26 protein-coding genes, 1 pseudogene and 1 riboswitch are annotated in these 23,710 nt (G+C 39.4%); of the genes and pseudogenes, 17 read left to right on the plus strand and 10 right to left on the minus strand.

The window, feature by feature from the left end; translation table 11 throughout:
- The first annotated feature begins 2 nt into the window (after positions 1-2).
- Positions 3-749 carry a pseudouridine synthase gene (locus NSQ44_RS04905; protein ID WP_340855335.1) on the plus strand — a complete coding sequence of 249 codons (747 nt, stop codon included), beginning with the start codon at positions 3-5 and terminating at the stop codon, positions 747-749.
- Positions 750-928: 179 nt separating this feature from the next.
- Here NSQ44_RS04905 and NSQ44_RS04910 read toward each other — a convergent pair whose 3' ends face one another.
- Entirely contained in the window at positions 929-1,150 is a 222-nt protein-coding gene (locus tag NSQ44_RS04910) for a DeoR family transcriptional regulator (protein WP_063386591.1), read from the minus strand.
- 897 nt (positions 1,151-2,047) lie between these two features.
- Here NSQ44_RS04910 and NSQ44_RS04915 point away from each other — a divergent pair.
- Positions 2,048-2,455, plus strand: coding sequence for a hypothetical protein (locus NSQ44_RS04915; RefSeq protein WP_340855338.1), 408 nt, complete (start codon positions 2,048-2,050; stop codon positions 2,453-2,455).
- Positions 2,456-2,766: 311 nt separating this feature from the next.
- Here NSQ44_RS04915 and NSQ44_RS04920 read toward each other — a convergent pair whose 3' ends face one another.
- Positions 2,767-4,068, minus strand: coding sequence for an NCS2 family permease (locus NSQ44_RS04920; protein ID WP_340786011.1), 1,302 nt, complete (start codon positions 4,066-4,068; stop codon positions 2,767-2,769).
- 160 nt (positions 4,069-4,228) lie between these two features.
- Between NSQ44_RS04920 and pepV the strand changes: the two genes are divergently transcribed.
- On the plus strand, positions 4,229-5,623 hold the full coding sequence (gene pepV, locus NSQ44_RS04925; RefSeq protein ID WP_340855341.1) for a dipeptidase PepV: 1,395 nt from the start codon (positions 4,229-4,231) through the stop codon (positions 5,621-5,623).
- Positions 5,624-5,630: 7 nt separating this feature from the next.
- On the opposite strand, the gene NSQ44_RS04930 is transcribed toward pepV, so the two are convergent.
- From NSQ44_RS04930 to cysK, 3 genes are all read right to left on the minus strand, one after another.
- A complete protein-coding gene (locus NSQ44_RS04930; protein ID WP_063386602.1) occupies positions 5,631-5,945 on the minus strand; it encodes a DMT family transporter in 315 nt (104 codons plus the stop codon).
- Positions 5,942-6,280 (minus strand): DMT family transporter, encoded by a 339-nt coding sequence (locus tag NSQ44_RS04935; RefSeq protein WP_130157146.1) that lies wholly within the window; start codon positions 6,278-6,280, stop codon positions 5,942-5,944. The genes NSQ44_RS04930 and NSQ44_RS04935 overlap by 4 nt, the downstream gene beginning before the upstream one ends.
- Before the next feature lie 57 nt (positions 6,281-6,337).
- A riboswitch (guanidine-I (ykkC/yxkD leader) is annotated at positions 6,338-6,438 on the minus strand.
- 50 nt (positions 6,439-6,488) lie between these two features.
- Positions 6,489-7,421 (minus strand): cysteine synthase A, encoded by a 933-nt coding sequence (gene cysK / locus NSQ44_RS04940; RefSeq protein ID WP_063386604.1) that lies wholly within the window; start codon positions 7,419-7,421, stop codon positions 6,489-6,491.
- 159 nt (positions 7,422-7,580) lie between these two features.
- On the opposite strand from cysK, the gene thpR reads away from it, so the two are divergent.
- The 5 genes from thpR (at position 7,581) to NSQ44_RS04965 (ending at position 11,014) form a co-directional block, all read left to right on the plus strand.
- Entirely contained in the window at positions 7,581-8,135 is a 555-nt protein-coding gene (thpR, locus tag NSQ44_RS04945) for an RNA 2',3'-cyclic phosphodiesterase (RefSeq protein ID WP_063386605.1), read from the plus strand.
- Positions 8,136-8,159: 24 nt separating this feature from the next.
- Positions 8,160-8,549, plus strand: a complete 390-nt coding sequence (locus tag NSQ44_RS04950; protein ID WP_340855343.1) for a CidA/LrgA family protein — start codon at positions 8,160-8,162, stop codon at positions 8,547-8,549.
- Positions 8,546-9,232, plus strand: coding sequence for an LrgB family protein (locus NSQ44_RS04955; protein ID WP_186439324.1), 687 nt, complete (start codon positions 8,546-8,548; stop codon positions 9,230-9,232). Before NSQ44_RS04950 ends, NSQ44_RS04955 begins: the two co-directional genes overlap by 4 nt.
- A 24-nt stretch (positions 9,233-9,256) precedes the next feature.
- Positions 9,257-10,021, plus strand: coding sequence for an NERD domain-containing protein (locus NSQ44_RS04960; protein WP_340855346.1), 765 nt, complete (start codon positions 9,257-9,259; stop codon positions 10,019-10,021).
- Positions 10,022-10,219: 198 nt separating this feature from the next.
- Positions 10,220-11,014: a phosphotransferase family protein gene (locus tag NSQ44_RS04965; protein WP_094246454.1), complete on the plus strand. Its 795-nt coding sequence runs from the start codon at positions 10,220-10,222 to the stop codon at positions 11,012-11,014.
- Here NSQ44_RS04965 and NSQ44_RS04970 read toward each other — a convergent pair.
- A complete protein-coding gene (locus NSQ44_RS04970) occupies positions 10,998-11,276 on the minus strand; it encodes a YtzH-like family protein (protein WP_327873519.1) in 279 nt (92 codons plus the stop codon). The genes NSQ44_RS04965 and NSQ44_RS04970 overlap by 17 nt on opposite strands.
- A 118-nt stretch (positions 11,277-11,394) precedes the next feature.
- On the opposite strand from NSQ44_RS04970, the gene trmB reads away from it, so the two are divergent.
- Complete coding sequence (gene trmB, locus NSQ44_RS04975; protein ID WP_340855350.1) at positions 11,395-12,036, plus strand: tRNA (guanosine(46)-N7)-methyltransferase TrmB; 642 nt, start codon at positions 11,395-11,397, stop codon at positions 12,034-12,036.
- Positions 12,037-12,156: 120 nt separating this feature from the next.
- Here trmB and NSQ44_RS04980 read toward each other — a convergent pair whose 3' ends face one another.
- The 3 genes from NSQ44_RS04980 to NSQ44_RS04990 all read right to left on the minus strand — a co-directional run bounded on the left by NSQ44_RS04980 (position 12,157) and on the right by NSQ44_RS04990 (position 14,794).
- The gene (locus tag NSQ44_RS04980) at positions 12,157-12,939 is read right to left on the minus strand and encodes an arginase family protein (protein WP_339211130.1); all 783 of its coding nucleotides are present in this window, start codon (positions 12,937-12,939) and stop codon (positions 12,157-12,159) included.
- A gap of 49 nt (positions 12,940-12,988) precedes the next feature.
- The gene (locus tag NSQ44_RS04985) at positions 12,989-13,303 is read right to left on the minus strand and encodes a PepSY domain-containing protein (protein ID WP_063386612.1); all 315 of its coding nucleotides are present in this window, start codon (positions 13,301-13,303) and stop codon (positions 12,989-12,991) included.
- A gap of 246 nt (positions 13,304-13,549) precedes the next feature.
- A complete protein-coding gene (locus NSQ44_RS04990) occupies positions 13,550-14,794 on the minus strand; it encodes an IS110 family transposase (protein ID WP_445659520.1) in 1,245 nt (414 codons plus the stop codon).
- Between the two features lie 304 nt (positions 14,795-15,098).
- Here NSQ44_RS04990 and NSQ44_RS04995 point away from each other — a divergent pair, with 304 nt between their 5' ends.
- The 7 genes and pseudogenes from NSQ44_RS04995 to ytpR all read left to right on the plus strand — a co-directional run bounded on the left by NSQ44_RS04995 (position 15,099) and on the right by ytpR (position 20,165).
- Positions 15,099-16,172, plus strand: coding sequence for a M42 family metallopeptidase (locus NSQ44_RS04995; protein ID WP_340855354.1), 1,074 nt, complete (start codon positions 15,099-15,101; stop codon positions 16,170-16,172).
- Positions 16,173-16,196: 24 nt separating this feature from the next.
- A complete protein-coding gene (locus NSQ44_RS05000) occupies positions 16,197-16,664 on the plus strand; it encodes a DUF84 family protein (protein ID WP_340855356.1) in 468 nt (155 codons plus the stop codon).
- Positions 16,609-17,940 carry an IS4 family transposase gene (locus NSQ44_RS05005; RefSeq protein ID WP_044899035.1) on the plus strand — a complete coding sequence of 444 codons (1,332 nt, stop codon included), beginning with the start codon at positions 16,609-16,611 and terminating at the stop codon, positions 17,938-17,940. Before NSQ44_RS05000 ends, NSQ44_RS05005 begins: the two co-directional genes overlap by 56 nt.
- Before the next feature lie 153 nt (positions 17,941-18,093).
- A pseudogene (locus NSQ44_RS05010) lies at positions 18,094-18,309 on the plus strand (DUF84 family protein); the annotation flags it as partial.
- An 84-nt stretch (positions 18,310-18,393) separates the two neighbouring features.
- A complete protein-coding gene (locus NSQ44_RS05015) occupies positions 18,394-18,711 on the plus strand; it encodes a thioredoxin family protein (RefSeq protein ID WP_063386615.1) in 318 nt (105 codons plus the stop codon).
- Positions 18,712-18,744: 33 nt separating this feature from the next.
- Positions 18,745-19,563: a DUF1444 domain-containing protein gene (locus tag NSQ44_RS05020; RefSeq protein WP_340855360.1), complete on the plus strand. Its 819-nt coding sequence runs from the start codon at positions 18,745-18,747 to the stop codon at positions 19,561-19,563.
- On the plus strand, positions 19,560-20,165 hold the full coding sequence (ytpR, locus tag NSQ44_RS05025) for a YtpR family tRNA-binding protein (RefSeq protein ID WP_063386617.1): 606 nt from the start codon (positions 19,560-19,562) through the stop codon (positions 20,163-20,165). The genes NSQ44_RS05020 and ytpR overlap by 4 nt, the downstream gene beginning before the upstream one ends.
- A gap of 100 nt (positions 20,166-20,265) precedes the next feature.
- On the opposite strand, the gene NSQ44_RS05030 is transcribed toward ytpR, so the two are convergent.
- Entirely contained in the window at positions 20,266-21,717 is a 1,452-nt protein-coding gene (locus NSQ44_RS05030; RefSeq protein ID WP_340855363.1) for a YfcC family protein, read from the minus strand.
- A 418-nt stretch (positions 21,718-22,135) separates the two neighbouring features.
- Between NSQ44_RS05030 and aceB the strand changes: the two genes are divergently transcribed.
- The gene (gene aceB, locus NSQ44_RS05035; protein WP_445659521.1) at positions 22,136-23,698 is read left to right on the plus strand and encodes a malate synthase A; all 1,563 of its coding nucleotides are present in this window, start codon (positions 22,136-22,138) and stop codon (positions 23,696-23,698) included.
- The last annotated feature ends 12 nt before the right edge of the window (positions 23,699-23,710 follow it).

The raw sequence follows: 23,710 nt of genomic DNA on the forward strand, positions 1-23,710 counted from the left end.
ATATGCGTATTGATAAACTATTAGCACACGCTGGCTACGGCAGCAGGAAAGAAGTAAAAAAGCTGCTAAAGGAACGGGCCGTCCATGTTAATGGAGAAGTGGTGACGGATCCGAAAACAAATGTCGACCCGAATAAACAAGAAATCATCATTCACGGTGAACAGGTGTTGTACAAAGAACATGTTTATTTCATGATGAACAAGCCAGCTGGTTTTTTATCTGCTACAGAAGACAACGTCCAAAAGACTGTGGTCGATTTGCTTGATCCGGAAGATCTTCGCTATAATCCTTTTCCTGTCGGCAGGCTTGACAAAGATACCGAAGGGCTATTGCTGTTAACATCGGACGGACAGCTTGCCCATCAATTAACATCGCCAAAGAAAAATGTTCCTAAAAAATATTTTGCGGAAGTTATTGGTCTAGTGGCAGAGGAAGATGTCGAGCGGTTCAAAGCAGGTGTAAAACTTGATGACGGTTATGTTACAAAGCCTGCCTTGCTTGAAATTATTAAGGCAGACGACATTTCTGAAGTTTTTGTCACCATAACGGAGGGGAAATACCATCAAATTAAGCGGATGTTTTCTGCTGTCGGAAAAAAAGTGAAATATTTAAAACGAATCCAAATGGGAACGCTTGAACTAGATCAAACATTGCAAACAGGGGAATATCGAGAACTGACAAAAGAAGAATTAGAACAACTGCGATCGATTCAAGGGCAGCCGGGCGATTCAGCCGAATTTCCTTTGTAGTTTGAAAAACGTTCAAATTGAACTTCCGTTTTTTAAAAAGGCGGACAAACTGGCGCCGAAAAAGGTGGAAATTGCTTGCAACAGCAGACAAAAAGGGGCTGAGACCAAAAGTTATGTAACTTTTGGATCAGCCCCATATATGTATGTGAACGAATAACCAAATTTTCTTTTTTTAGTAGCTAGGATGACATCTTGACCTTCTTGTTAGTTGTTGCCCATTTTCCTCTTGCAGGACTGTGCACTAAATCGTTATATGCTAACACGTTTAAATCCCTCTGAATCGTTCTGGGGGTAATACCAAATTCATCGACAAGCTCTTGAGTTGTTACTGTACCCCTTTCATGAATGAACATGTAGACGGATTTGATTCGGGTTAGCATACGGTTTGTTGAAGGTTTCAAAAAACCACTCCCTATCATTTAATGCATCGAAATCACAAACCTACATACTCTTCAATGTCCATGCATTAGATGTCAAACTCCTAAAGTGGTACAATTCCATTATACACAATTTACATGTAAACTTTCCAGTGTGTTCATAAAATTCACATAATATTTACAATACTTACCTCTCATAGGCCGATTTAACAGCTTGAACTAACCCCAGTCGAATAGACAAATAGTGAAGTGATGATTCCTTCAATTGGTAAAAAAGGTTCCATTGGTGATTAGATTTTCAAAAATTCACAAATTATCTTTGTCTAAGCAATACAGATACAAATAAAAAACGTTGTATGAGCAAAGGCAAATTTTTGCTGTCAAAATTGATGATCATAAAAAAGATGAAAGGAACTTATCTGACAAATGTTGGAAATCTTATGCATAAAAATACTTCAATGATGATATATTTCTTTTTACTACTTAGATAACATTTACAGTAAGAGTACAAATAAAATGTAACATTGTTGTCTAGGAAAAATGTGCATTTGGCATAGAAGAACGAACACGATAAGCCCTATTAAGATGGTGAAACTTTCTCGAACAATCTCGATACGTGTTACGATATAAGTATAGATTTTTATTGAGATAGGAGGATATGGATAAAGAGATGAATTGGCAGTATTAATGTTGTGCTATTAGAAAAATATTTACATTATTGGTATTATATGTTATAATTTCAGGTAAAAATAATATAGAATTTTTAAAATTTTAAAAAGAAAGGGGGAAGAAAATGAAAATTATGAAATCGAAAGTGTTACTGCAGTAATAAGTCTTAGTATATTAATCTTAGGAATTGGACCAATAGGAGCATCGGCAGCTACTCATAGTAAGACAACTAAAATAGCAACATCTAAAGTAGTGAAAGATTCAGTCGATGAAGAAGCTAAATTAAAAGTTCTTGCATCAATATTAAGAGCAGGTGGATGGGTACTTGAGAAAGCTCTCGCACCTTTAAGCAAATCAGCAGCTAATAAAATAAAAAAATATCGATTAAAAATAGCCGATGGACTGGAAAAAGCAGAAAAAACAACAGAAAGCGGAATATCTAAAGGTCTTCAAAAAGCTGGTAGGTACTGTCAAGAATTTTGTGTAACGTTCAATAGAATATCTCAGATTATGCTTTATTCGGTAATAAAGTCATTTATCTCTTCTGATCCCCTTACACACTTACAAATTTATGGACGTTCCTTTTCTTGTTCACCTACACCTCATACCGTTACGATCATGATGATATTTTACTGTGGCTGCCTAAAAAGTCGTTTGTAAGGATTATTGACAATCCTATCGACGTTTATGACCTAATAGGACTTGAATTTCTAGATAAACCCTTATGATGATTAATGCTCCACAAATTTAATAGTTCGTTCCAACTATATAGAGGTGCAGCCTGCGTCCAATCTTAATACATGGAAAGACACTTTAGAATGGATGACATACATAGAAAAACTCCCCTTAAGGCAAAACAGATTGCTCTACCTTAAGGGGTGCATATCAGCTTAGAGAGGCATCTCCAATTTCAAAAACCCGATATCCATTTTTTATTTTTAATAGATTTTCCTTTTGGGAAAGCCTCTTAATTAATGACCTCCCAGGAAAAAGAGCTGGATGAAAAATAGTACGGCGAAAATGTACAAAAATGGATGAACCTCTTTCCATTTTCCTTTCATGACTTTCATGAGAGGATAAGAGATAAATCCGAGCGCAATTCCAGTTGCAATACTTGATGTAAGCGGCATGCTTAAAATGACTAAAAAGGCTGGAAATGCTTCATCAATTTCTTTCCAATTAATTTCGGCAATTGAGCCCATCATTAAGCTTCCAACTATAATTAACGCAGGTGCTGTAATCGCTGAAATGCCGGACACAGCTGCAACGATCGGACTGAAAAATGCAGCAACACCAAACAATACGGCAACGGTTAAAGTTGTCAATCCAGTTCTACCGCCAGCAGCTACTCCTGAAGAAGACTCAATGTAAGCACTCGTCGGAGTTGTTCCGAGCATAGCCCCTGCTGTTGCTGCTATTGAGTCAGCCAGAAGGGCTTTGCGTGCGTTCGGCATTTCATCCCCTTTCATTAAACCTGCTTGTTTGGCAACGCCGATCATTGTTCCAGTTGTGTCAAAAATGGTCACTAATAAAAAGGAAAAGACGACTGCAAATAAACCATGTTGAATCACATCCCCAATTGCATCAATCGGGTTGGCGATTATAATGCCTTCCGGCAGTTTTGGAATTGAAACAATTCCTTGGTCAAACGATAATTGTCCGGTAAAAAATGCGATGATGCCGGTACAAATCATTCCGATAAAAAGTGCACCATGAACATTCAAGCTCATTAAGATAAGAGTTATAGCAAGGCCGACAAGAGCGAGAACGACGGAAGGAGAATGCAGATCCCCAAGAGTCACTAAATTTTGCGGATGATCGGTGATCAGCCCGGTCATTCTTAATCCGATAAACGCAATAAATAAGCCGATGCCGGCGGTAATTCCATTTTTTAAATTGTTTGGAATGGCCTCGATTATTTGTTTACGAAACGGAGTTAGCGAAAGAATAATAAACAGGATGCCTGCAAGAAATACTGCTGAAAAGGCAATTTCATAATTAACTTTTTCCGCCCCAACAACTGTATAGGCAAAATATGCGTTCATTCCCATACCTGGAGCGATCGCTATCGGATAATTTGCCGAAAGCGCCATCCATAAAGTACCGATGATCGTGGCAACAACTGTCGCTGTAAACACTTGATCAAACGGAACGCCTGCTTCCGATAAGATAATTGGGTTGACAACAACGATATATACCATTGTTAAAAAGGTGGTTAAACCGGCAATAATTTCAGTTTTAACATTTGTTCCGTGTTCTTTTAGTTTAAACATATGATACCTCCAATTAAATACGAACATTTTATAAAAACATATATATAATATTCGTTTTTTGACTTTTTTGCAAGAAGACAACCACATTTTTTTTGCTGAAAAAAAAGAGAATCTTTATGTTACACTTAAATAATAAGAGAAAGAAAGGATCGAACGTATCATGAACTGGATGGATGAAGTGTTAAAAAGAAAAGAAGAAATTATTTTAGAAACACAAAAATTTCTACAAATCAAAAGTGTGCTCGATGAAAAAACAAAACAAATTGGAGCGCCGTTTGGCAAAGGAATTAAGCAAGCGTTAGAACATCTTTTGCAAAAAGGGGAAAAAGACGGGTTTCAAGTCAAAAATTTAGACGGATATGCCGGTCATATTGAAATGGGAAAAGGAAAGGAAATCGTCGGCGTCCTCTGCCATATTGATGTCGTGCCAGAAGGAGACGGCTGGTCATTTGATCCTTACGGCGCAACGATTCATGATGGGAAAATATATGCCCGCGGTGCGTTGGATGATAAAGGGCCGACGATGGCAGTATACTACGCCATGAAAATTGTAAAAGAATTAGGTCTTCCGTTATCTAAGCGGGTGAGAATGATCATTGGCACTGATGAAGAAAGTGACTGGCGCTGTGTCGATCATTACTTTAAGCATGAAGAAATGCCTGACATCGGATTTGCGCCAGATGCTGATTTTCCAATTATTCATGCAGAAAAAGGGATAATCGATGCAGTGTTTTCGGTGAACAGCGTGAATAAACATGCAGCAGGAAAGTATGTGTTAAAAAGCTTTTCTTCCGGCAGACGGTTTAACATGGTTCCTGATTTTGCGAAAGCGGTGCTTGGAAATGTCCAAAATTTCTCAGAGGTTGAAAAAAGCTTTAAGCAATTTTTATCAGCATCACAATTAAAAGGTCGAATGTATCAAAATGAAGAAGGTGCAGTCGCCGAGCTTGAAGGGATATCCGCTCATGCGATGGAGCCTGATAACGGAAAAAATGCCGGAATTTATTTGGCGAATTTTTTGTCAGCATTGCCGCTGGATGGCGAAGGAAAAGGCTTTGTTGATTGGATTAATCGTTATTTTTATCAAGATACAAGAGGGAAAAAGCTGGATATCTCAACACAAGATGAAGTAAGCGGTGAGTTAACGGTGAATGTCGGAATTATTCATTACGAAAAAGATAAAGAGAAAACCGTTAGCATTAATATCCGCTATCCTGTCACAAAAAAAGGGAGCGAGATTAAAGAAAAACTAGAAAAAATAGCTGATTGCCAGCTTATTCACTTTTCCGATTCAGCTCCCCATTACGTAGAACAAAATCATCCGCTTATTCAAACATTGAAAAAAGTGTATGAAGAGCAAACAGGGCAAAAAGCGGAGCTCATCTCCATCGGCGGCGGCACTTATGCCAGATCTCTCAAGGCAGGAATCGCCTTTGGTCCGTTGTTTCCGGGAAGGGAAGACATCGCCCATCAAAAAGACGAATACATTTATATCGAAGACCTGTTAAAAGCGACAGCCATCTACGCTCAAGCGATTTATGAATTAGCCAAATAAGTGTCCTTTAGTCTACTAGCTTCAGCCCAATAACAGAAACGATAATTAAGGCGATAAATGTTATTCTCCATTTGTCTTTCGGTTCATCGAATACATACATGCCGACGAGCGTGCTGCCGACAGTGCCGATACCTGTCCAGACTGCATAGGCAATGCTCATCGGAATTTCATTCATCGAAAGCGATAAAAAATATAAGCTTAAAATAAATCCGCCAATTAGCATAAAGAAGGATGAGAAGCTTGGCGACGTGTTCACTTTTGTTAATCCTGTTACGCCGATGACTTCGCAGCATCCTGCAATAATTAAAAATATCCAGCTCAAGATTTGTCACCTTCTTTTGCTTCCAATTTGCTTGTTTGATATTTCAGCCCGATGATTCCGCAAATTAGCGACAAAATAAATACCATTTTCATCGGGCTGAAATGCGCGTCGAATAAAATAATCTCACATAAAATGGTTCCTAAAGTGCCGAGTCCGACAAATATTGTATATACCGTTCCTGTCGGCAATTTTTTAGTTAAATAAAGAAGCAGCAGAAAACTTATGCAAATAGAGATCACGGTTAGCATCCATTCCAAAACATTGTCTGAGTGCTTTAAGCCGATGACCCACGCCACTTCAAAAATCGCCGAAACAACGATTAAAAACCAATTCATAGACAAATTCCCCCTTTCCATCACAATCAAAAAAGCCTGCGAGAAACCATAAGGTCATTCTCCCAGGCTTTTATCCTTCCGTGTACACAGCAATTTGTGCGTTTTCTCTCGGACCAGTCCAAGCGAACGGCACTTGCGGAACCCTAGAAAACTTTACATATTGGATTCAATTATCTCACAGAAACAGCAAGAAGGCAATTATAAACGGTTATTCAAATAAGAACAAATCGCTTGATAAATAGCGTTCGCCTGTATCAGCCGTCATGCACACGACAACATCATCAGGAGATAATCTTTTTGCAACTTGAATTGCGGCAAAACATGCAGCACCTGATGAAGGTCCCACTAATATAGCTTCTTCCTTGGCGAGTCTGCGGGTGATTTCGTACGCTTCATCGTCCTTCACTTTGTGTATTTCATCATAAATGTTCGTGTTTAATGTTTTAGGGATAAAGCCAGGACTTGTTCCGACAAGTTTATGCTTGCCAGGACTGCCCCCGGATAAAACAGGTGACCCAGCAGGCTCGACAACGTGAATGGTCATCTCAGGAAAATATTTTTTTAACGTTTCTCCCGTGCCGGTGATTGTTCCTCCTGTTCCAGACGTTGCAACAAAAGCGGAAAGCGGTTTTCCTATTTCTTTCATTGCTTCGACAATTTCTAAAGCTGTTGTTTTCCGGTGGGCATCTGGGTTGGCAGGGTTTTCAAACTGCATCGGTATGAAGCTGTTCGGTATTTCCTTTACCAGTTCTTGCGCCTTTTTAATCGCACCGGGCATTTTCTCGTCCCCAGGCGTTAATACAACTTCAGCTCCGTATGCTTTCAGCAAATTGATCCGTTCTTCTGTCATGGTGTCCGGCATGACAATAATTGCCCGATATCCTTTGGCGGCCGCATTCATGGCGAGCCCAATGCCAGTGTTGCCGCTTGTCGGTTCAATAATTGTAGCTCCCGGTTTTAACAAACCTTGTTTTTCAGCTTCTACGATCATATTATAAGCAGCTCTGTCCTTAACGCTGCGGGTAGGATTAAAATACTCAAGCTTTACATAAATATCTGCGCCGTTTTTCGGGCTAATTCTGTTTAATTTAACTAATGGAGTTTCTCCTATTAAATCAGCGATATTATGAACTACGCGCATTCAAAACACTTCCTTTTGATATAGTCCATCCATATCATATCATAATTTATACGGACAGAAAAACTCGGATATACAAAATTTATACGGACAGAAAAACTCGGATATACAAAGAATGCGCAGTTTTTGCTACAATATGTTCGAAAGTGAGGATAGAAAAAAATGCAAAAACATTATTTTCTTGCATTGGATGTTCCGATTGAAACGGCAAAAAGTATTACAAAATGGATATCAGCGAATCAAGATCGGTGGCACTTTTCGCGTTACGTCCATCCTTTTGACTATCATGTAACATTAGTGTTTTTAGGGAATGTTGATGCAAAGAGGCTTGCTTTGCTGTCAGAAAGCTTGCTTGAGCCCTGCCGGAAAATTCCGTCTTTTTCACTTGAACTTTCAGAGGCAGGAATTTTTGGGAAACGGGAACATCCGCGAATTTTATGGGTAGGCGTGAAAGAAAACGAGTTATTATACCAGTTGCGAAATGAAGTTTATAATACGTGCAAAGCTTTCGATTTCTCTTTAGATGAACGTCCGTTTAGACCTCATATTACTGTCGCCAGAAAATGGGAAGGACAGCTTTCATTTTCCTTGGAGGAGAAAAGCGCCCCATATTTGTTAAACGAACATTTTCATGTAGGTTCTGTTACTTTATTCCAAACGAATATTGACCAAACGCCTAAATATGAAGCGATCAAACAAATTCCTCTTGGAGGATAATGAGAGGAGTAAGGGGTAAAAAAATTGAAAATATTTAATTTGATATGGCAAATAGGTTTGTTGTATGTCATTTATGTTATTGGCACGTTTCTTCAAAAATTGTTTCATTTAATGATTCCAGGAAGCATTATAGGCATGTTGATTCTTTTCGCTCTTTTGCATTACGAGCCTTTTCAAAAATTAGTGAAAGACGGATGCTCTTTTTTAGTCAAGCATCTTGCCCTTTTATTTATTCCTGCGACAGTTGGGGTGATGGAATATTTTTCGCTGTTCCAATCAAAAGGTATCTTGACAGTATTCATTGTCATTATTAGCACGGTGCTGGTGATGTCCATTTCATCTTTCGTCAGCCAGATGACCGCTGCCAAAAAAAAGCAGGCTGCTGGGCAGAATGGGAGTGATCAAAGCTTATGAAAATAATAGTCTCCATCTTAATGATACTTGCTACAGTGCTGATTTATTGGCTAATGGTTAAATTGTACAATAAAATCCATATTCCATTATTAGTTCCGATTGCCACTTCAACATTTGTCATCATTAGTTTATTGATTACATTTCATATTTCGTATCATACGTACATGTATGGAGGAAAATGGATTGATGAGCTTCTAGGCCCTGCCGTAGTCGCGCTGGCATTCCCGCTGTACAAGCATCGATCAACATTGAAAAAGTACGCTGTATCAATTGTTTTGAGCGTTGTCGTCGGCACGATTATCGGGCTGTGTTCAGGAATTATGATGGCTGTTTTATTCGGAATAGATAAGGAACTGATTCTTTCTCTTGCACCCAAATCGGTCACTTCGCCGGTAGCTATGGATATCACAGACATAATTGGAGGTAATCCTACCCTTGCTGCAGTTTATGTCATGATAGCAGGAATATTTGGTGCGATGTTTGGACCTTATTTATTGAAATTACTTCGCATACATCATCCAATTGCTATTGGGATCGGATATGGTACAGCTTCCCACGGAATTGGCACAGCGAGGGCAGCAGAATACGGCAGTCTGGAAGGAGCAATCGGTTCGATTTCGATGACGTTAAGCGCTATATTTGCTTCCATTATCTGCCCGTACGTTGTTCAGCTATTTTTGTAGAGATAAAGAGGAGATGACGCGATCTTGGCTCAGTTGATTAAAATGGAGGATTATATATCAAGGTATGAAATAGATCTAAATCGTTATGCCAATCAATTTATCCGCTTGAAAAAACAACAGTGGGAAGAAATTAAAAAAAGGTTTGAGAGTATCCAATTTGCTCATTCAACCTTAGATAATGAAAAACAATTGTTTTTAGATCGGATTTTCAACTCCCAGCTTGTATGGGCAAGCTCTACCATTCGGGAAATTTCCCTGATGGATGAAGCTTTTGAAAAGGATTCGCTGCTCAAATATTTTTTGCAGCGGTTTCCTGACACTTATTTTGTCATGTATTATCCGATTTTTCTTATTAAAAAAGCCTCTGTCCAAGGAGAAATTATCATCATTCGGCCAACAGATGTCGTATGCCTTACCGCATTAGAATATAAAGAAAACAACGTATTAATCGGTACAAAACAGAAATTTTGGCTGAAACGGGACGATCAAGGCGAGAAAAAAATATTATCTCCCATTATCGGATTGGAGCGGACAGCAAATATAGTAAAACAGATTTTATCAAATGCGGAGGTTGACTTTCCAATTCGAAAAATATTATTAAACAGAACGGGATATATACATGCTTCAGAGCTGCCGGCAGATATTGAAATAATTGATGTGAGAAGCTACGACGACTGGTTTCAAAATATGCGGCGACAGCCTTCTCCTTTTAAAAATATGCAACTAAAAGCTGTAAAGGCTCTTTTAGCATCATGTGCAACAAATGCGGTAAAACGATTTAATGAATGAATTTTTTGAAAATGTTCGATTACATGTTGTTCTTTATGGAAGTATGAGGGTATGTTTTTACTTTTTCTTGACGAAAAAGACTGTTAGAAGATAAAATTTATTATGGATAGCTATTGGAAACATCTCATTCAATTCAATAGCTGTCTTTTTTATTGCGCAGGGTGAATCTACTAACGAAATGTGGGCTTGAAATTGAAGGTGAATTGGTTGGAAGACGTATTAGGTAGCGATTGGGAAATATCTCCGGCAGGAGGAGCGACAGGAGAAGCCTTTTATGCTGAAAAAAATGGAAAAAAACTGTTCTTAAAACGCAATTCTTCGCCGTTTTTAGCTGTTTTGTCAGCGGAAGGAATTGTTCCTAAGCTCGTTTGGACGAAAAGAATGGAAAACGGTGATGTGATTACGGCGCAGCATTGGCTAAACGGGCGCGGTTTAAAACCGAAAGATATGAAAAACGAGCACGTTGCGGAGCTCCTAAAGAAAATCCATCGGTCGTATGAACTACTTGATATGTTAAAACGTTTAGGAAAAGAGCCGCTCTCGCCTGAAACGCTGCTCGAAAATGTAAAAAAAGCAGCGGATTTGGAGCTTTTGGAGCTTCCGGTTATTCGACAAGCACTATGTTATTTGGAACAAAACGTGACAGAGGTGCAGCATAAAGAAGCTGTTGTTTGCCATTGTGATATTCATCATAACAACTGGCTTTTATCTGAGGACAACCAATTGTATTTAATCGATTGGGATGGAGCAATGATTGCCGATCCGGCGATTGATTTAGGAATGCTGTTATATACTTACATTCCTGAAAGTGAATGGGATGAATGGCTGAAAAAATACGGAGCTGATTTAACGGACGATTTAAAAGTTCGCATGCATTGGTATATGTTAGCTCAAGTCATTTTGTCCATCTCTTTTTTGAGAAAGAAAAACAATGAAAAAGAAATGGCGGAGCAGCTGGAATTTTTAAATGCTTTGCTTAGGAAAGGGCATTGATATCCTCAAGCCATTGAGTCAACTGCCCTTGATGTGAGGCGATAAAATCGGTTATATCGCTGGAATTTTTCCCGTTTTGGCAATAAGTATATATTGTTTCAAGCGATTGCTTTAACTGATCATTAACTTCAGTATTGGCCATTAATGACCGAATGAGGCGCTCTAATTGCTCATATTCCGCTACTGATCCGCAGCATTCACTTTCATGTTCAGATAAAATATCTTTCAGAAGCATCAGTTGATCACGATAATTCAATTGCATTCATTCTCACCCCATTTCTTTATTGATTAGAATATACATTATTTCGATTTCTATACAATAAAGAGCCGTTCAGTATACGGCTCTTTTGACATAGTAAAAAAATAAACAGAGGTGGAATATGCGTTTAAGAAATAAGCCTTGGGCCGGAGATTTTTTAAGAAATCATCCCCAATTTGTTATACAGCAGCCTTTTGAATGGAAAGGGAAATGGAACGATTTGTTCGGGAATGAGCATCCCGTTCATATAGAAGTCGGCACCGGCAAAGGACAGTTTATTGTCGGTATGGGGAAGCAAAATCCGCATATTAATTATATCGGCATTGAGCTTCAGGAAAGCGTCCTCGTCTCGGCTTTAAAAAAATTAAAAGAAGATGAACTTCCGAATGTAAAGCTTATGAACGTAAATGCGAGCCAGTTAGCTGAAATTTTTGTGAAAGGCGAGGTTGAGCGAATCTATTTAAATTTTTCAGATCCTTGGCCAAAAAAACGCCATGCGAAGCGGCGTTTGACACATCATTCCTTTCTTTCCATTTTTGAGAGCATTTTAGCTGATGAAGGTGAAATTCATTTTAAAACGGATAATCAAAGGCTGTTTGAATATTCGCTTGTCAGTTTTTCCGAATACGGATTTTTATTGAAATGGGTAAGTTTAGATCTTCACCAAAGTGATTTTACAGACAATGTAATGACGGAATACGAAGAGAAATTTTCCAAAAAAGGACAAAAGATTTATAGGGCGGAAGTGAAATTGCGAAAGTGAAAATTCGGTAAAGACAAACATCCCTGCACGATAGTGTGCGGGATGTTTTTTTTGATAAAAAATGGAATCTTCGAGGGATGAATCTTCTGCATTCTTCAGTCTTTTGCTTAAGCAAAAACTTTAGGCGAATTGGTTTGTTTCGTACACGTGAGGATTCCGTAAGCACATTTTTAAAATGTTCAGATTTATCGTTTCATTTTTATTCGTCATTCGATCTTCGAGAAAAGAGAAAGCCAGTCTTTTACGCGGCGCCTCGCCGCAAACATCGAGGCCGATCACTTTTTTTTCATTTAATATTGTCCGCAAATAAAAAAGCAATGTCGCAGCACTCATTGTACCTTGGTCCCAGTTTGTCACCGCCTCCCCTTTTTTTAAAACATCTTTGTCGATGCTAATATAAACAAAATCATTTTGTATTTGTTGAATTTGTTGTAAAATATACGGATGATTTTCAGGTGTATACGGGATGACCTTGACTTTTTCTATTTCTTGTTTTTCTGTCCATTTTGGACCGATGATAATGGCTTTTGTTAAAAAAGGATTGTCTTTTAGCGCAAAAGATAACCATGAGCCGCAAGAAATTGGCATGTTCCTCCCGATTGCAGAATCGTCTAAGTCTGTATGATGGTCAAATAGAAGAAGGGTAAACGGAAGTTTTATTTCATTCAACAGGAGATATGTAACATAGTGATAATCGCCGCTGCCGATGAACGTAATTCCTTTTTGCTTGCGGCTCAACAGCTTTCTTTTTATTACTTTTAACGATTGTCCGTCACAAAACAGCCGGGTTCCTTCTAAATCAGTGAAATCAATGCATTCGTGAGAATACGATTGTAATTTTCTTTGATAATGGTATGTTTCATCAAAATGTAAAATCGTCACACCTTTTTTAACAATCCCCATTTTTTTCACTCCCCAAAGAGACAAAGAAATTCGTTTTCTCTGTTTCTTGTTAAGAGGAAAGCTGATTTACATGTAAAATGGTTCCGCTCGATGCATCGACAATTACTTCAAACTGTTCAGTTTTCCCTTTATAAAAACGGCTGATTCCTGCCTCATACACTTTATAAGATATATCATTTTTTTCATAATCTTGCGGGATGGTGTAAATCCAGGATCCGTTGATCGGGCCTTTTTGTTTAAAAGCTTTTTTCACCGATTCAAGTGCTTTTTCCGGCGAAAGAAACGGCTTTTTATATTCGTTTTTTAATACATATCCGACGGCAATCCCTGCTGCAAAGCCGATCAGAAAATTTTTCCATTTCACAATCTTCCCTCCCTCCTTAAACAATTTACTATTAGTATAACGCAGTTTTGTTACATTTGTGGAATATACATTCATCATTCGCTAAAATAAGTTTATACATATTTTGTGTACGTGATGGTCTAAATTAAGCTAAAGAAGGGGATATAAGTCTGAAATAAATACTTTGGGTTCCAAGTAATAAAAATAGGCATAGCAAAACAAGCCATCCATCGATGACTTTATTGGAAATATTTGGTTGATTGATCATCAAGTTGTAACTGCCGTCACTCGAAAACCTTGACTTTTAGCTAATAAAATCGCTTGTTCTACCGTGATCTCACGGTTTACTGGAAGAACGTCTGATTTTTTATATAATTCTGGATTATACGGCTCTTTCTTTTTGAGAATGTTGTATATAGCTGTTAACAGCATTCGGGCAATTGCAATAATTGCTCGTTTGTGACCACGACGTTTTTTAAGTTTTAAGTAGCGGTTTCGAATTTCGGGATGCTTTTCACTTTTGACCACAGCAGTTGCACACTGTACCAAAAGAGGCTTGATGTAGCAGCCAGCTCTCGAAATTCTTACTGACTTTTTCTTGCCGGCACTCTCGTTATTCGTGGGTGTTAGTCCTGCCCAGGAACATAAATGCTTAGCTGTCGGAAACACGTCCATATTAACACCTATTTCCGAAACCACGGCAATGGCGGAAAAAATGTTCTTAAAGGACGGAACAGTTAAGATTAAGTTGATTTCTTCTGTGTAGGACTCGGCAAGAGAAAGGATAATTTTTTCAAGATCTGCTTTACGAGATTGAAGATCTTCATAGTGCTGTTTAATGACCTTTAATTTATCAGCCTGCTCCGGTGTAATATATCCGTCAATGGCTAACTCCAATTCAGGCAGTTTACTCTTCATGGAGCCGTGGATTAAAGGTTCAATATCAAAAGAAGTGTCTAAAGGGTTCTTAAGGAGCTTTTCAATGATGTTCATAGAGCTTTTGCCGAAGGTATCTGAAACAACATTTCCAAGCTGGATGTTAGACACGGTTAAACTGTTTTGAAGACGGTTCTTCTCACTTGACATAAAATTAGTCAGTTTAAAACGATAGCGCATAAGGTCACGCAGCTGTCTAATCTCAAGTGGTGGCATAAAGCTTCCAGCTACTAGATCATGCTTAAATAAATCGGCAATCCATTTGGCATCTTTTTTATCAGTTTTTTTACCACGGATAGCCTTAACATATTTTGGATGTGCAAGAGTAATGTTACAGGAATCCTCTAGAACATTAAACACGGGAATCCAGTATTTCCCGGTAGATTCCATACAAACATCCTTACAGTTATTTTCACAAAGCCATTGTGACAGCTCTTTCAATCCTTTTGTATAGGTAGAAAAGCGATGGCGTTTGTAAGTAGTGACACCTTTGTTGGTAGAAGCAATACAGGCAACAACAAAGGTTTTGTGGACATCAATCCCACAGCATATTGGATAAACAATCTTTAATCCCATAGGGATAACTCCTTTCACGTTATTAAAGGGATAGACAGCATTGACTGATTGCCCAGCAATAAACGAGTAGTTGTTTATACAAAGATAAGTCTGCGTGCTCGAAGTCACACTTATTTGTGCTTGGAAAGGCAATCTACACATATAAACATGCGGTCACCCTGCAACCAGAGTGGCCCACTCACCTCCGCGTGATTTGTAGTTGACTGTTATCCCTATGACTTTAGAATAATAAAAATAACGCCGGTGGCACAATTGTTTCATTACGTTTTGTGCCTTGAGCGAAGCGAAAGGAATGGATATAAACATGAACAACGAAACGTTGGATTTATTTAAAACATTAACAGAGCTGCCGGGTGCATCAGGCAATGAACACGCTGTTCGCTCATTTATGCGCAAAGAGCTAGAAAAATATGCAGATGAGATCGTTCAAGACAAACTCGGCAGCATTTTTGGAGTGAAAAAAGGCAGCGAGGATGGACCAACTATAATGATTGCAGGCCATATGGACGAGGTAGGCTTTATGGTCACATCTATTACAGAAAATGGAATGATCCGCTTTCAACCGCTGGGAGGATGGTGGAGTCAGGTTTTGCTGGCGCAGCGCGTGCAAATTATAACTGAACGCGGTCCGGTGATCGGCGTGATCGCATCCATCCCTCCGCATTTGCTCAATGAGGAAGTTCGGAAAAAGCCGATGGAGATTAAAAATATGCTGATTGATATCGGTGCTGATAATCGCTCAGATGCGGAAGCCATAGGAATCAAGCCAGGACAGCAAATTGTTCCGGTCTGCCCGTTTACGCCGATGGCTAATTCGAAAAAAATTTTGGCAAAAGCTTGGGACAACAGGTATGGATGCGGGCTGGCCATTGAGCTGTTGGAAGAAGTGAAAGATGAAACATTGCCAAACGTTTTGTATTCTGGAGCGACTGTCCAAGAAGAAGTAGGGTTAAGGGGAGCGCAAACGGCCGCCAATTTGATTAAGCCGGACATCTTTTTTGCATTGGATGCGAGTCCTGCCAACGACATGAGCGGGGACAAAAACGAATTTGGTCAGCTTGGAAAAGGTGTTCTGCTGAGAATTTATGATCGGACAATGGTCACTCATCGGGGAATGCGGGAATTTATTCTTGACACAGCTGAAACAAACAATATTCCATATCAATATTTTACATCCCAAGGCGGAACAGATGCAGGCCGAGTACATATTTCTGGCAGCGGTGTGCCTTCAGCGGTAATCGGAATATGCGCCCGATATATTCATACTCATGCTTCGATGATCCATGTCGATGATTATTTAGCAGCAAAAGAATTGCTTGTGAAGCTCATAAAAGCTTGCGATCGATCCACTGTTGAAAAGATTAAACAAAACGTTTAACATAAAACATTCCGGAGGGAAAAAATGAATGTCGCAATCGGATCGAAAAACCCGGCGAAAATCAATGCGGTGAAGGAGACCTTTTCTCTTTTGGAAGAGAAGAACATGGAATTCATCTCAGTTGATGTTCCATCCGGGGTTTCAACGCAGCCATTTTCCGATGAGGAAACATTGCAGGGGGCATTAAATCGGGCAAAAAATGTTTTTGAAAAAGTTAAACCGGATCTTTCGGTTGGTCTTGAGGGAGGTGTGGATGTTACATCTCGCGGATTGTTTTTATGCAATTGGGGTGCATTAATTGATAAAGATGGAAATGAATATATTGCTGGAGGGGCGAGAATCCATAGCCATCAAGTTAAGAATTTGATCTTTTTTCAGCGCCAAAAACATGGTATCCTTTCTAACGAAAATCATCGTTGGAAAGGATTATTTTTTGATGGCAAAAAAGATGAAGGCATGGATAAAAACGATTCGTCAACTCTTCTCCTCTGAAGAACTGACCCGTCTGGCACGGAAAGTCGGATTCATTCAGCGGCAGCGTTCATTAACAGCGGAAGCCTTTCTGACGCTATGTGCTTGGGGAGACGGATCGCTCGCCTGTCAGTCGCTTCAGCGGTTGTGTGCCGATTTGGCGCTCTGGCATGATTGCTCTCTCTCGAATGAAGGACTGAATCAGCGGTTTACGCCTCGTGCCGTGGCGTTTTTAAAAGAGGTCTTTTTTACTCTCCTGATGCATCAACGTCCGGCACTCTCTTCCATCACCGAGACGTATCGCGCTTGTTTCACCCGTCTGCGGATCTTAGACTCTACCAGTTTTTTACTTCCGGCCGACTATGGTGAGGACTATCAAGGTTCGGTTTCATCTGGCGCCAAAATCCAATTTGAGTATGAGCTGTTATCGGGAACCTGTCTTCAGCTGTGCGTCCAACAGGCCAATGATTCCGATGCCCGTTTTGCTTATCATACCCAGCACACGATTTTACCGAATGACCTTTGCATTCGGGATCTGGGGTTTTTTTCACTCGCCACGCTGGCGGAGATCGATGCTCGAGGTGCTTATTATATTACCCGGTTGCGTTCCGATATCAAAGTCTATATCAAACAGGACGGGGAGTGGCACGAATGGGATTGGGAATCGATAGGAAATCGATTGGGCGAGGGGGAAGCCGTGGAAGTGGAACACGTGTATATCGGACACCAACGCCTGTATGTTCCGCGTCTGATTTTTCGCCGTCTCACGGCGGAAGAATGGGAAAAACGGCTGACGTATGTGCGGAAAAAGGAAAAAAAGAAAGGGAAGGCGCTGTCACGCCAAACCCTTGAACAAAAGAAATATCACATCTTACTGACCAATTTACCACAAGAATCGTTTGATGCGCAACAAGTTTATGAGCTGTATTCGCTGCGCTGGCAAGTGGAGCTGTTATTTAAGGGCTGGAAATCCTTATTTGATCTTGACCGTGTCAAAAAGATGAAGAAGGAACGATTCGAATGCCACTTATATGGGACATTGATTGCCATTTTAGTCACGCAGACTCTTCTGTTCCAAGCCCGAAGGTATTGGCATCAACGGGAGGGAATCGAGATCAGTGAATGGAAAGCGCTTAATATCCTCCAATCGTATTGGCATCGGTTTCTTTTGCATCCCCAAGCGATGGAAACCGCCCTTCCATCTCTCCTATCTCTGTTAAGGAAACACGCGAGGAAAGACCGAAGGAAAGGAGAGGAAACGGTATCGGATCTTTTAAAGAAATTGGGGATATGGTAGTGTGGGTCATGGATATAAATGCCAAATAACCCTCTTCTTGAGGGTTATTTGGCATGCCCAGCATTTGGTTTTCTCTTCATCCTTTGATTGATTTTTCGAACATGCGTATCATCCTAAAAAATTTTATACCGCTAACTTGACGGGTATGGGGCGAGAATCCCGCTCCCGAATGAATTTCTTGAACCGTTGAAAAAAGGCTTGGAGCTTGGAGATGTAATGGATGCATATGCGAAAAAAAGAAATGTGAGACATCGAGAAGGAGCAATTGGAATCTTTACAAACGGCTTTATCGACCGGAAAGAAATGTTTGCACATATCGTGAAGCTGTTAATAGGACAATATCAATTTTCCAAAAAAAATGAACTTTGATCGGCTAGGCATGCGAGTTAGTAGCTTTTTTTGCTGAGATTTGTTACGATGCCAATGAAAAAAGATAAAAGGAGACTTTTAGAGATGGAAAACATTCAATCTGTTGATCATTTTTGGGAGCTTACGAAAGGAAAAAATGCTTTATTTGTATTTTCGGCTGATTGGTGTCCAGATTGCGGGTTTATTAAGCCGCATCTTCCTGAATTGGAAAAGGAGAATCCGCAGTTCGCATTTTATTATGTCGATCGGGATGAATATATCGATTTATGCGCAGAATTAAATGTTTTTGGCATCCCAAGCTTTATCGCATTTAACGAGGGAAAAGAGATCGGACGCTTCGTCAGCAAAGATCGGAAAACAAAAGAGGAAGTTCAGCAATTTTTAGATGGCTTAAATCTTTAATATAAAGAAAATAAAAAGGAGATGATCAGCCTTATGAATTCTGAACAAATGGTCGAATTGTTAAAAGAGAAGTTAAATGATTACTCATTTCACTTTTCATTTAATCGAAAAAAGGATACGTTAAGAATCGAAGATCCAGAATTGAAAAAAGGGCTGACACTCTCCTTGCCAGGTATTATTTCAAAATGGAACGAAAAAAAAGAAAAAGCGATTGATGAATTCGTTTATTACATAACCGAGTCTCTCTCAGCAATGAAAAATGAAGGTGCATTAAGCGGCAAGGAAAAACAGATTTATCCTGTCATTCGCTCAACTTCCTTTCCGGTTGAGTCGAATGGCGTTCCTCTTATTTTTGAGGATCATACTGCTGAGACCCGCATTTATTATGCCCTTGATCTCGGAAATTCGTATCGCCTAATTGATGAACAGATGATGAAGAAGGAGAATTGGACGCGCCAGCAATTGAAGGAAATGGCTGCCTTTAATTTGCGTTCATTGCCGACAAAAGTAAAAGAAGATAAGGTCGCAGGCAATGTTTTTTATTTTTTTAATTCAAATGACGGCTACGATGCCAGCAGGATTTTAAATGAGTCAATTTTAAAAGAATATGAATCAAAAGTTCAAGGGGATATGGCTGTCAGCGTTCCTCATCAAGACGTGCTGATCATAGGCGACATTCGAAATGAAACGGGTTATGACGTGCTGGCACAGCTGACGATGAGCTTTTTTACAAATGGGAGGGTGCCGATTACGGCTTTATCCTTTATTTATGAAAACAAAAAGCTCGAACCGATCTTTATTTTGGCAAAAAACCGCAGAAAACTGACGAAAGGAGACGATGACAAGCAATGAATGTATTTTACAATAAAGAAGGAATCGGCGATGTACTCATCATCTCTTTAAAAGATATACCGTATGAACAGAAGCGGTTTGAAAGAAAAGGAGATGTTGTAAAAATATTTGATGCTGAAACTAATGAAACAGCAGGCTTCAACATTTTTCAGGCAACTTCTTATTTTTCGCTTGACGGAAACGGCCAATTAGATGTAACGGCAGAAATGGTGGAAAAGATCAATCAAACAATTGCGCAAAACGGTTTTTCAGATAAGCTGGAGGCGGATTTATCACCGAAATTTGTCGTTGGCCATGTATTGGAAAAAGAAAAGCATCCGAACGCTGACAAATTAAGTGTATGCAAAGTCGATGTGGGGGATGAAGTGCTTCAAATTGTTTGCGGGGCACCGAATGTTGCGGCTGGACAAAAAGTTGTTGTTGCAAAGGTAGGAGCGGTTATGCCAAGCGGAATGGTGATAAAAGAAGCTGAACTAAGAGGCATTTCCTCGAGCGGCATGATCTGTTCGGCAAAAGAATTAAACCTGCCCAATGCACCAAAGGAAAAAGGGATTCTTGTATTGGAAGATAGTCGAAAGCCAGGGGAGCCGTTTTTTAAGTAAAAATGCGATAAAATTTCAAAAAGCACGCGGAAAACATTTTGTTTGCCGCGTGTTTTTTATATGATGATTTATTAATTTTTGACTCATTTTAAATCATGATTCAACCGTTCCACTGAATGAAATGAGCGGTGATCAGGAAAATAACAGATAATCCAAACCAAATTAAAAATAATGGTACATAAAAGCGAACCCATTTTTGCCATGAAACTCCAGCTAGTGCTAGTGCAGCCATAAAATATCCTGAAGTTGGAAATAATATGTTGCCTAGCCCGTCTCCAAATTGGTAGGCCAAAACAGCTGTTTGTCTCGTAACTCCGATTAAATCAGAAAGCGGAGCTAAAATCGGCATAGTAACTAATGCTTGTCCGCTGCCTGACGGAATTAAAAAGCTAAATAGCATTTGGACAATAAACATCCCGATGACACTAAATGTTCCTGGTATTTCGCCTACTATCGTTCCTAGTGTATGGACAATGGTGTCCATTATTTGTCCGTCTTCCATAACTACTGATACTGCTCTGGCAATACCAACAATGATTGCCCCAACTAAAACTTCACGAAAACCGTCATTAAATGCTTCGCAAATATCGTTTAATGTTAATCCAGCGATCAGACCTACAACCACACCCATTATAATGAACAGTCCAGCCATTTCTAACATAAACCAGCCTTGAGTTAAAACACCGTACACTAATAAGACAAAAAAGGATAACAAGGCAAAAGAAGCAGCTTTTTGTTTTTTATTCATTTCATTCCTTTTGGATACAGATTGATTGAAGTACATATTCCTTTTAGCATGATCGTCTTTATATACTAAGCTTGCTTCAGGATTCTTTTTAACTTTTTTAGCATATTGCATAATGTAAATCATTCCTGCTAAAACAAAGACAACGAAAGCCGCTATGCGAAATTCTATACCTGAGTATATTGGAAGTCCTGCAATTTTTTGACCTAAACCAGTATTAATCGGGTTAAGAAAGCCTGTCATAAAACCAGCAGTAGTTGCAACTAAAGCAACCGCCGCCGCCACCATTGAATCAAATCCTAAAGCAATAAATAGGGGGAGAATTACAGGTATATAAACTAAACTCAGTTCTTGCGTTCCAATTAAACTGCATATAATTGCGAATACAGTCATTAAAACTGGAATTAACACAATACCATTGGAAGCAAATGTTTTTGCTAGTTTCTCTACTCCTATTTCTATAAGTCCTGTTTTTCGAATAACGGCAAATGTACCGCCGATGATCAAAGTGAAAAAAACGACATCACTTGCTGCAACTAATCCTTTTGGGACTGCCATCATAAATTCAACAGGACTTACAGGTGCTGCTTCAACAAAATCAAATGAGTTTGGATCAATCGTTGTTCTTCCTTCAGGTCCTGGAATACGTTCATAAACGCCAGCAGGTACAAAATAAGTAGCGGCTGTAGCAAGAATTATTAAAACAAACAATATGACATAAATATGAGGCATTCTTAATTTCTTATTCTCCAATTGTGGTTTTTGATTAATAAAAGCTGCATTTTTTACACCTTTTTCAGCTTCCAATTTTTATCTCTCCTCCTCTGTTTGTGACACTTTATGTTCGTTTTTATAACATAATAATTTGTGGTAGCTATTCTGTCATTGGTTATTTTCACTGAAAATCAACTATTTTTTTGTAAAATCTATTAAATTTTACAATTATTTTAATTTGAAAAACGAAATCATGTTATAAAAAGTAACATAAAATTATTTAAGTCTTCAAAAAGTGCTGATTGAGATAGAGGTATGGATCGGATGTACGAGCGAAAAAGGGAAGTTAATAAAAACTTATTGAATGTGATAAGAAAACGAAAACAACGAATTTTCAAAAAAGTCTTCCAATCTGTATTAATCTGTTATATATTAAAAATGTAATTTAAAAACTGTTTTATAACAAGGTAGGTGAGGAAACGTGAAGGCTAGTGCAGCATCTAGGCTGGAAGTGAAGGGAACTCTTCTGCCTTCTTACAGGGAGATTTTAACGAACGAAGCCCTTCAGTTCGTCGAAAAGCTTGAACAAACATTTGGTTCAAGAAGAATCGAGCTGCTTGAACTGAGGAAAGAACGGGAAAGGCGAATTAATGAAGGGGAGAAGCCGTCGTTTTTAAAGGAGACGGAACATATTCGAAAAGGGGACTGGACGATACCGCCTGTTCCAAAAGATTTGCAGGATCGCAGAGTTGAAATTACTGGACCTGTCGACCGGAAAATGATTATCAATGCCTTAAATTCAGGCGCAAAAGTTTTTATGGCGGACTTTGAAGATGCCACATCACCGACTTGGGAAAATATTGTGGAAGGACAAATTCACTTAAGGGATGCGGTCAACAAAACGATTGAATATGTGAATGAAAACGGAAAGGTATATAAGCTGAATGAAGAAACGGCAACGCTGATCGTGCGGCCGAGAGGACTCCATCTAGAAGAAAAACATGTCCTATTGGACGGAAAACGGATTTCAGGCAGTCTGTTTGATTTTGGCCTATATTTCTTCCACAATGCAAAAGAACTGATCAAAAGAGGAAGCGGACCTTACTTTTATTTGCCGAAGCTGGAAAGCCACTTAGAAGCCAGATGGTGGAACGATGTTTTCTGTTTCGCGCAAGATGAATTGGGGGTAAAGCGTGGGACGATTAAAGCAACCGTTCTGATTGAAACGATATTGGCCGCGTTTGAAATGGACGAAATATTATACGAGCTGAAAGAGCATTCAGCTGGATTGAATTGCGGCAGATGGGATTACATTTTTAGCTATCTGAAAAAATTCCGAAACGATCAAAACGTCATTTTACCTGATCGGGCGCAAGTAACGATGACGGTTCCGTTTATGAGGGCGTATTCTCTGCTCGCGATTAAAACGTGCCATCGCCGGAACGTTCATGCCATTGGAGGAATGGCAGCGCAAATTCCGGTTAAAGATGATCCGGTGAAAAATGAAGAGGCGTTCCAAAAAGTGCGCGCTGATAAAGAGCGGGAAGCGAAAGATGGACACGATGGCACATGGGTGGCACATCCTGCGCTTGTACCGGTTGCCAAAGAAATTTTTGACCAATATATGAAACAACCTAACCAGATTGATAAACAGCTAGATGTTGAGATTTCAGCAGAACAGCTTCTTGAAGTCCCGGAAGGAACAATTACAGAGCAAGGATTAAGAACGAACATTGATGTCGGCATTCGTTATCTTGCATCATGGCTTTCTGGAAGAGGAGCTGCTCCTATCCACAATTTGATGGAGGATGCTGCAACGGCAGAAATTTCAAGGGCACAGGTATGGCAATGGATTCGTCATCCAAAGGGGGTGTTGGAAGACGGACGGAAGGTTACAATAGAGCTTTATGAAAAAATCAAGCAGGAAGAGCTGGAAAAAATAAAACAAGAGTTAGGTGAAGAAGCCTATCAAAAAGGGCGTTTTGATGAAGCGGCGAAATTGTTTGATGAGCTTGTGAGAAATGATGAATTCGTAGATTTTCTGACGCTTCCAGGCTATGAAAGATTAAATTAAAAAATATTTCAA

The sequence above is a fragment of the Aeribacillus sp. FSL M8-0254 genome, assembly GCF_038008845.1.
GTDB classification, from domain to species: domain Bacteria; phylum Bacillota; class Bacilli; order Bacillales; family Aeribacillaceae; genus Aeribacillus; species Aeribacillus composti.

Excerpts from the sequence above, each read along its gene's own strand:
- NSQ44_RS05020 (WP_340855360.1), top strand. The coding sequence starts at position 18,745 with ATGAATTCTGAACAAATGGTCGAATTGTTAAAAGAGAAGTTAAATGAT.
- NSQ44_RS04920 (WP_340786011.1), bottom strand. The coding sequence starts at position 4,068 with ATGTTTAAACTAAAAGAACACGGAACAAATGTTAAAACTGAAATTATT.
- NSQ44_RS04995 (WP_340855354.1), top strand. The coding sequence starts at position 15,099 with ATGAACAACGAAACGTTGGATTTATTTAAAACATTAACAGAGCTGCCG.
- NSQ44_RS04905 (WP_340855335.1), top strand. The coding sequence starts at position 3 with ATGCGTATTGATAAACTATTAGCACACGCTGGCTACGGCAGCAGGAAA.
- cysK (WP_063386604.1), bottom strand. The coding sequence starts at position 7,421 with ATGCGCGTAGTTCATAATATCGCTGATTTAATAGGAGAAACTCCATTA.
- thpR (WP_063386605.1), top strand. The coding sequence starts at position 7,581 with ATGCAAAAACATTATTTTCTTGCATTGGATGTTCCGATTGAAACGGCA.
- pepV (WP_340855341.1), top strand. The coding sequence starts at position 4,229 with ATGAACTGGATGGATGAAGTGTTAAAAAGAAAAGAAGAAATTATTTTA.
- NSQ44_RS04935 (WP_130157146.1), bottom strand. The coding sequence starts at position 6,280 with ATGAATTGGTTTTTAATCGTTGTTTCGGCGATTTTTGAAGTGGCGTGG.
- NSQ44_RS05005 (WP_044899035.1), top strand. The coding sequence starts at position 16,609 with ATGGCAAAAAAGATGAAGGCATGGATAAAAACGATTCGTCAACTCTTC.
- NSQ44_RS05000 (WP_340855356.1), top strand. The coding sequence starts at position 16,197 with ATGAATGTCGCAATCGGATCGAAAAACCCGGCGAAAATCAATGCGGTG.
- trmB (WP_340855350.1), top strand. The coding sequence starts at position 11,395 with ATGCGTTTAAGAAATAAGCCTTGGGCCGGAGATTTTTTAAGAAATCAT.
- NSQ44_RS05015 (WP_063386615.1), top strand. The coding sequence starts at position 18,394 with ATGGAAAACATTCAATCTGTTGATCATTTTTGGGAGCTTACGAAAGGA.
- NSQ44_RS04955 (WP_186439324.1), top strand. The coding sequence starts at position 8,546 with ATGAAAATAATAGTCTCCATCTTAATGATACTTGCTACAGTGCTGATT.
- NSQ44_RS04990 (WP_445659520.1), bottom strand. The coding sequence starts at position 14,794 with ATGGGATTAAAGATTGTTTATCCAATATGCTGTGGGATTGATGTCCAC.
- ytpR (WP_063386617.1), top strand. The coding sequence starts at position 19,560 with ATGAATGTATTTTACAATAAAGAAGGAATCGGCGATGTACTCATCATC.
- NSQ44_RS04980 (WP_339211130.1), bottom strand. The coding sequence starts at position 12,939 with ATGGGGATTGTTAAAAAAGGTGTGACGATTTTACATTTTGATGAAACA.
- NSQ44_RS04970 (WP_327873519.1), bottom strand. The coding sequence starts at position 11,276 with ATGCAATTGAATTATCGTGATCAACTGATGCTTCTGAAAGATATTTTA.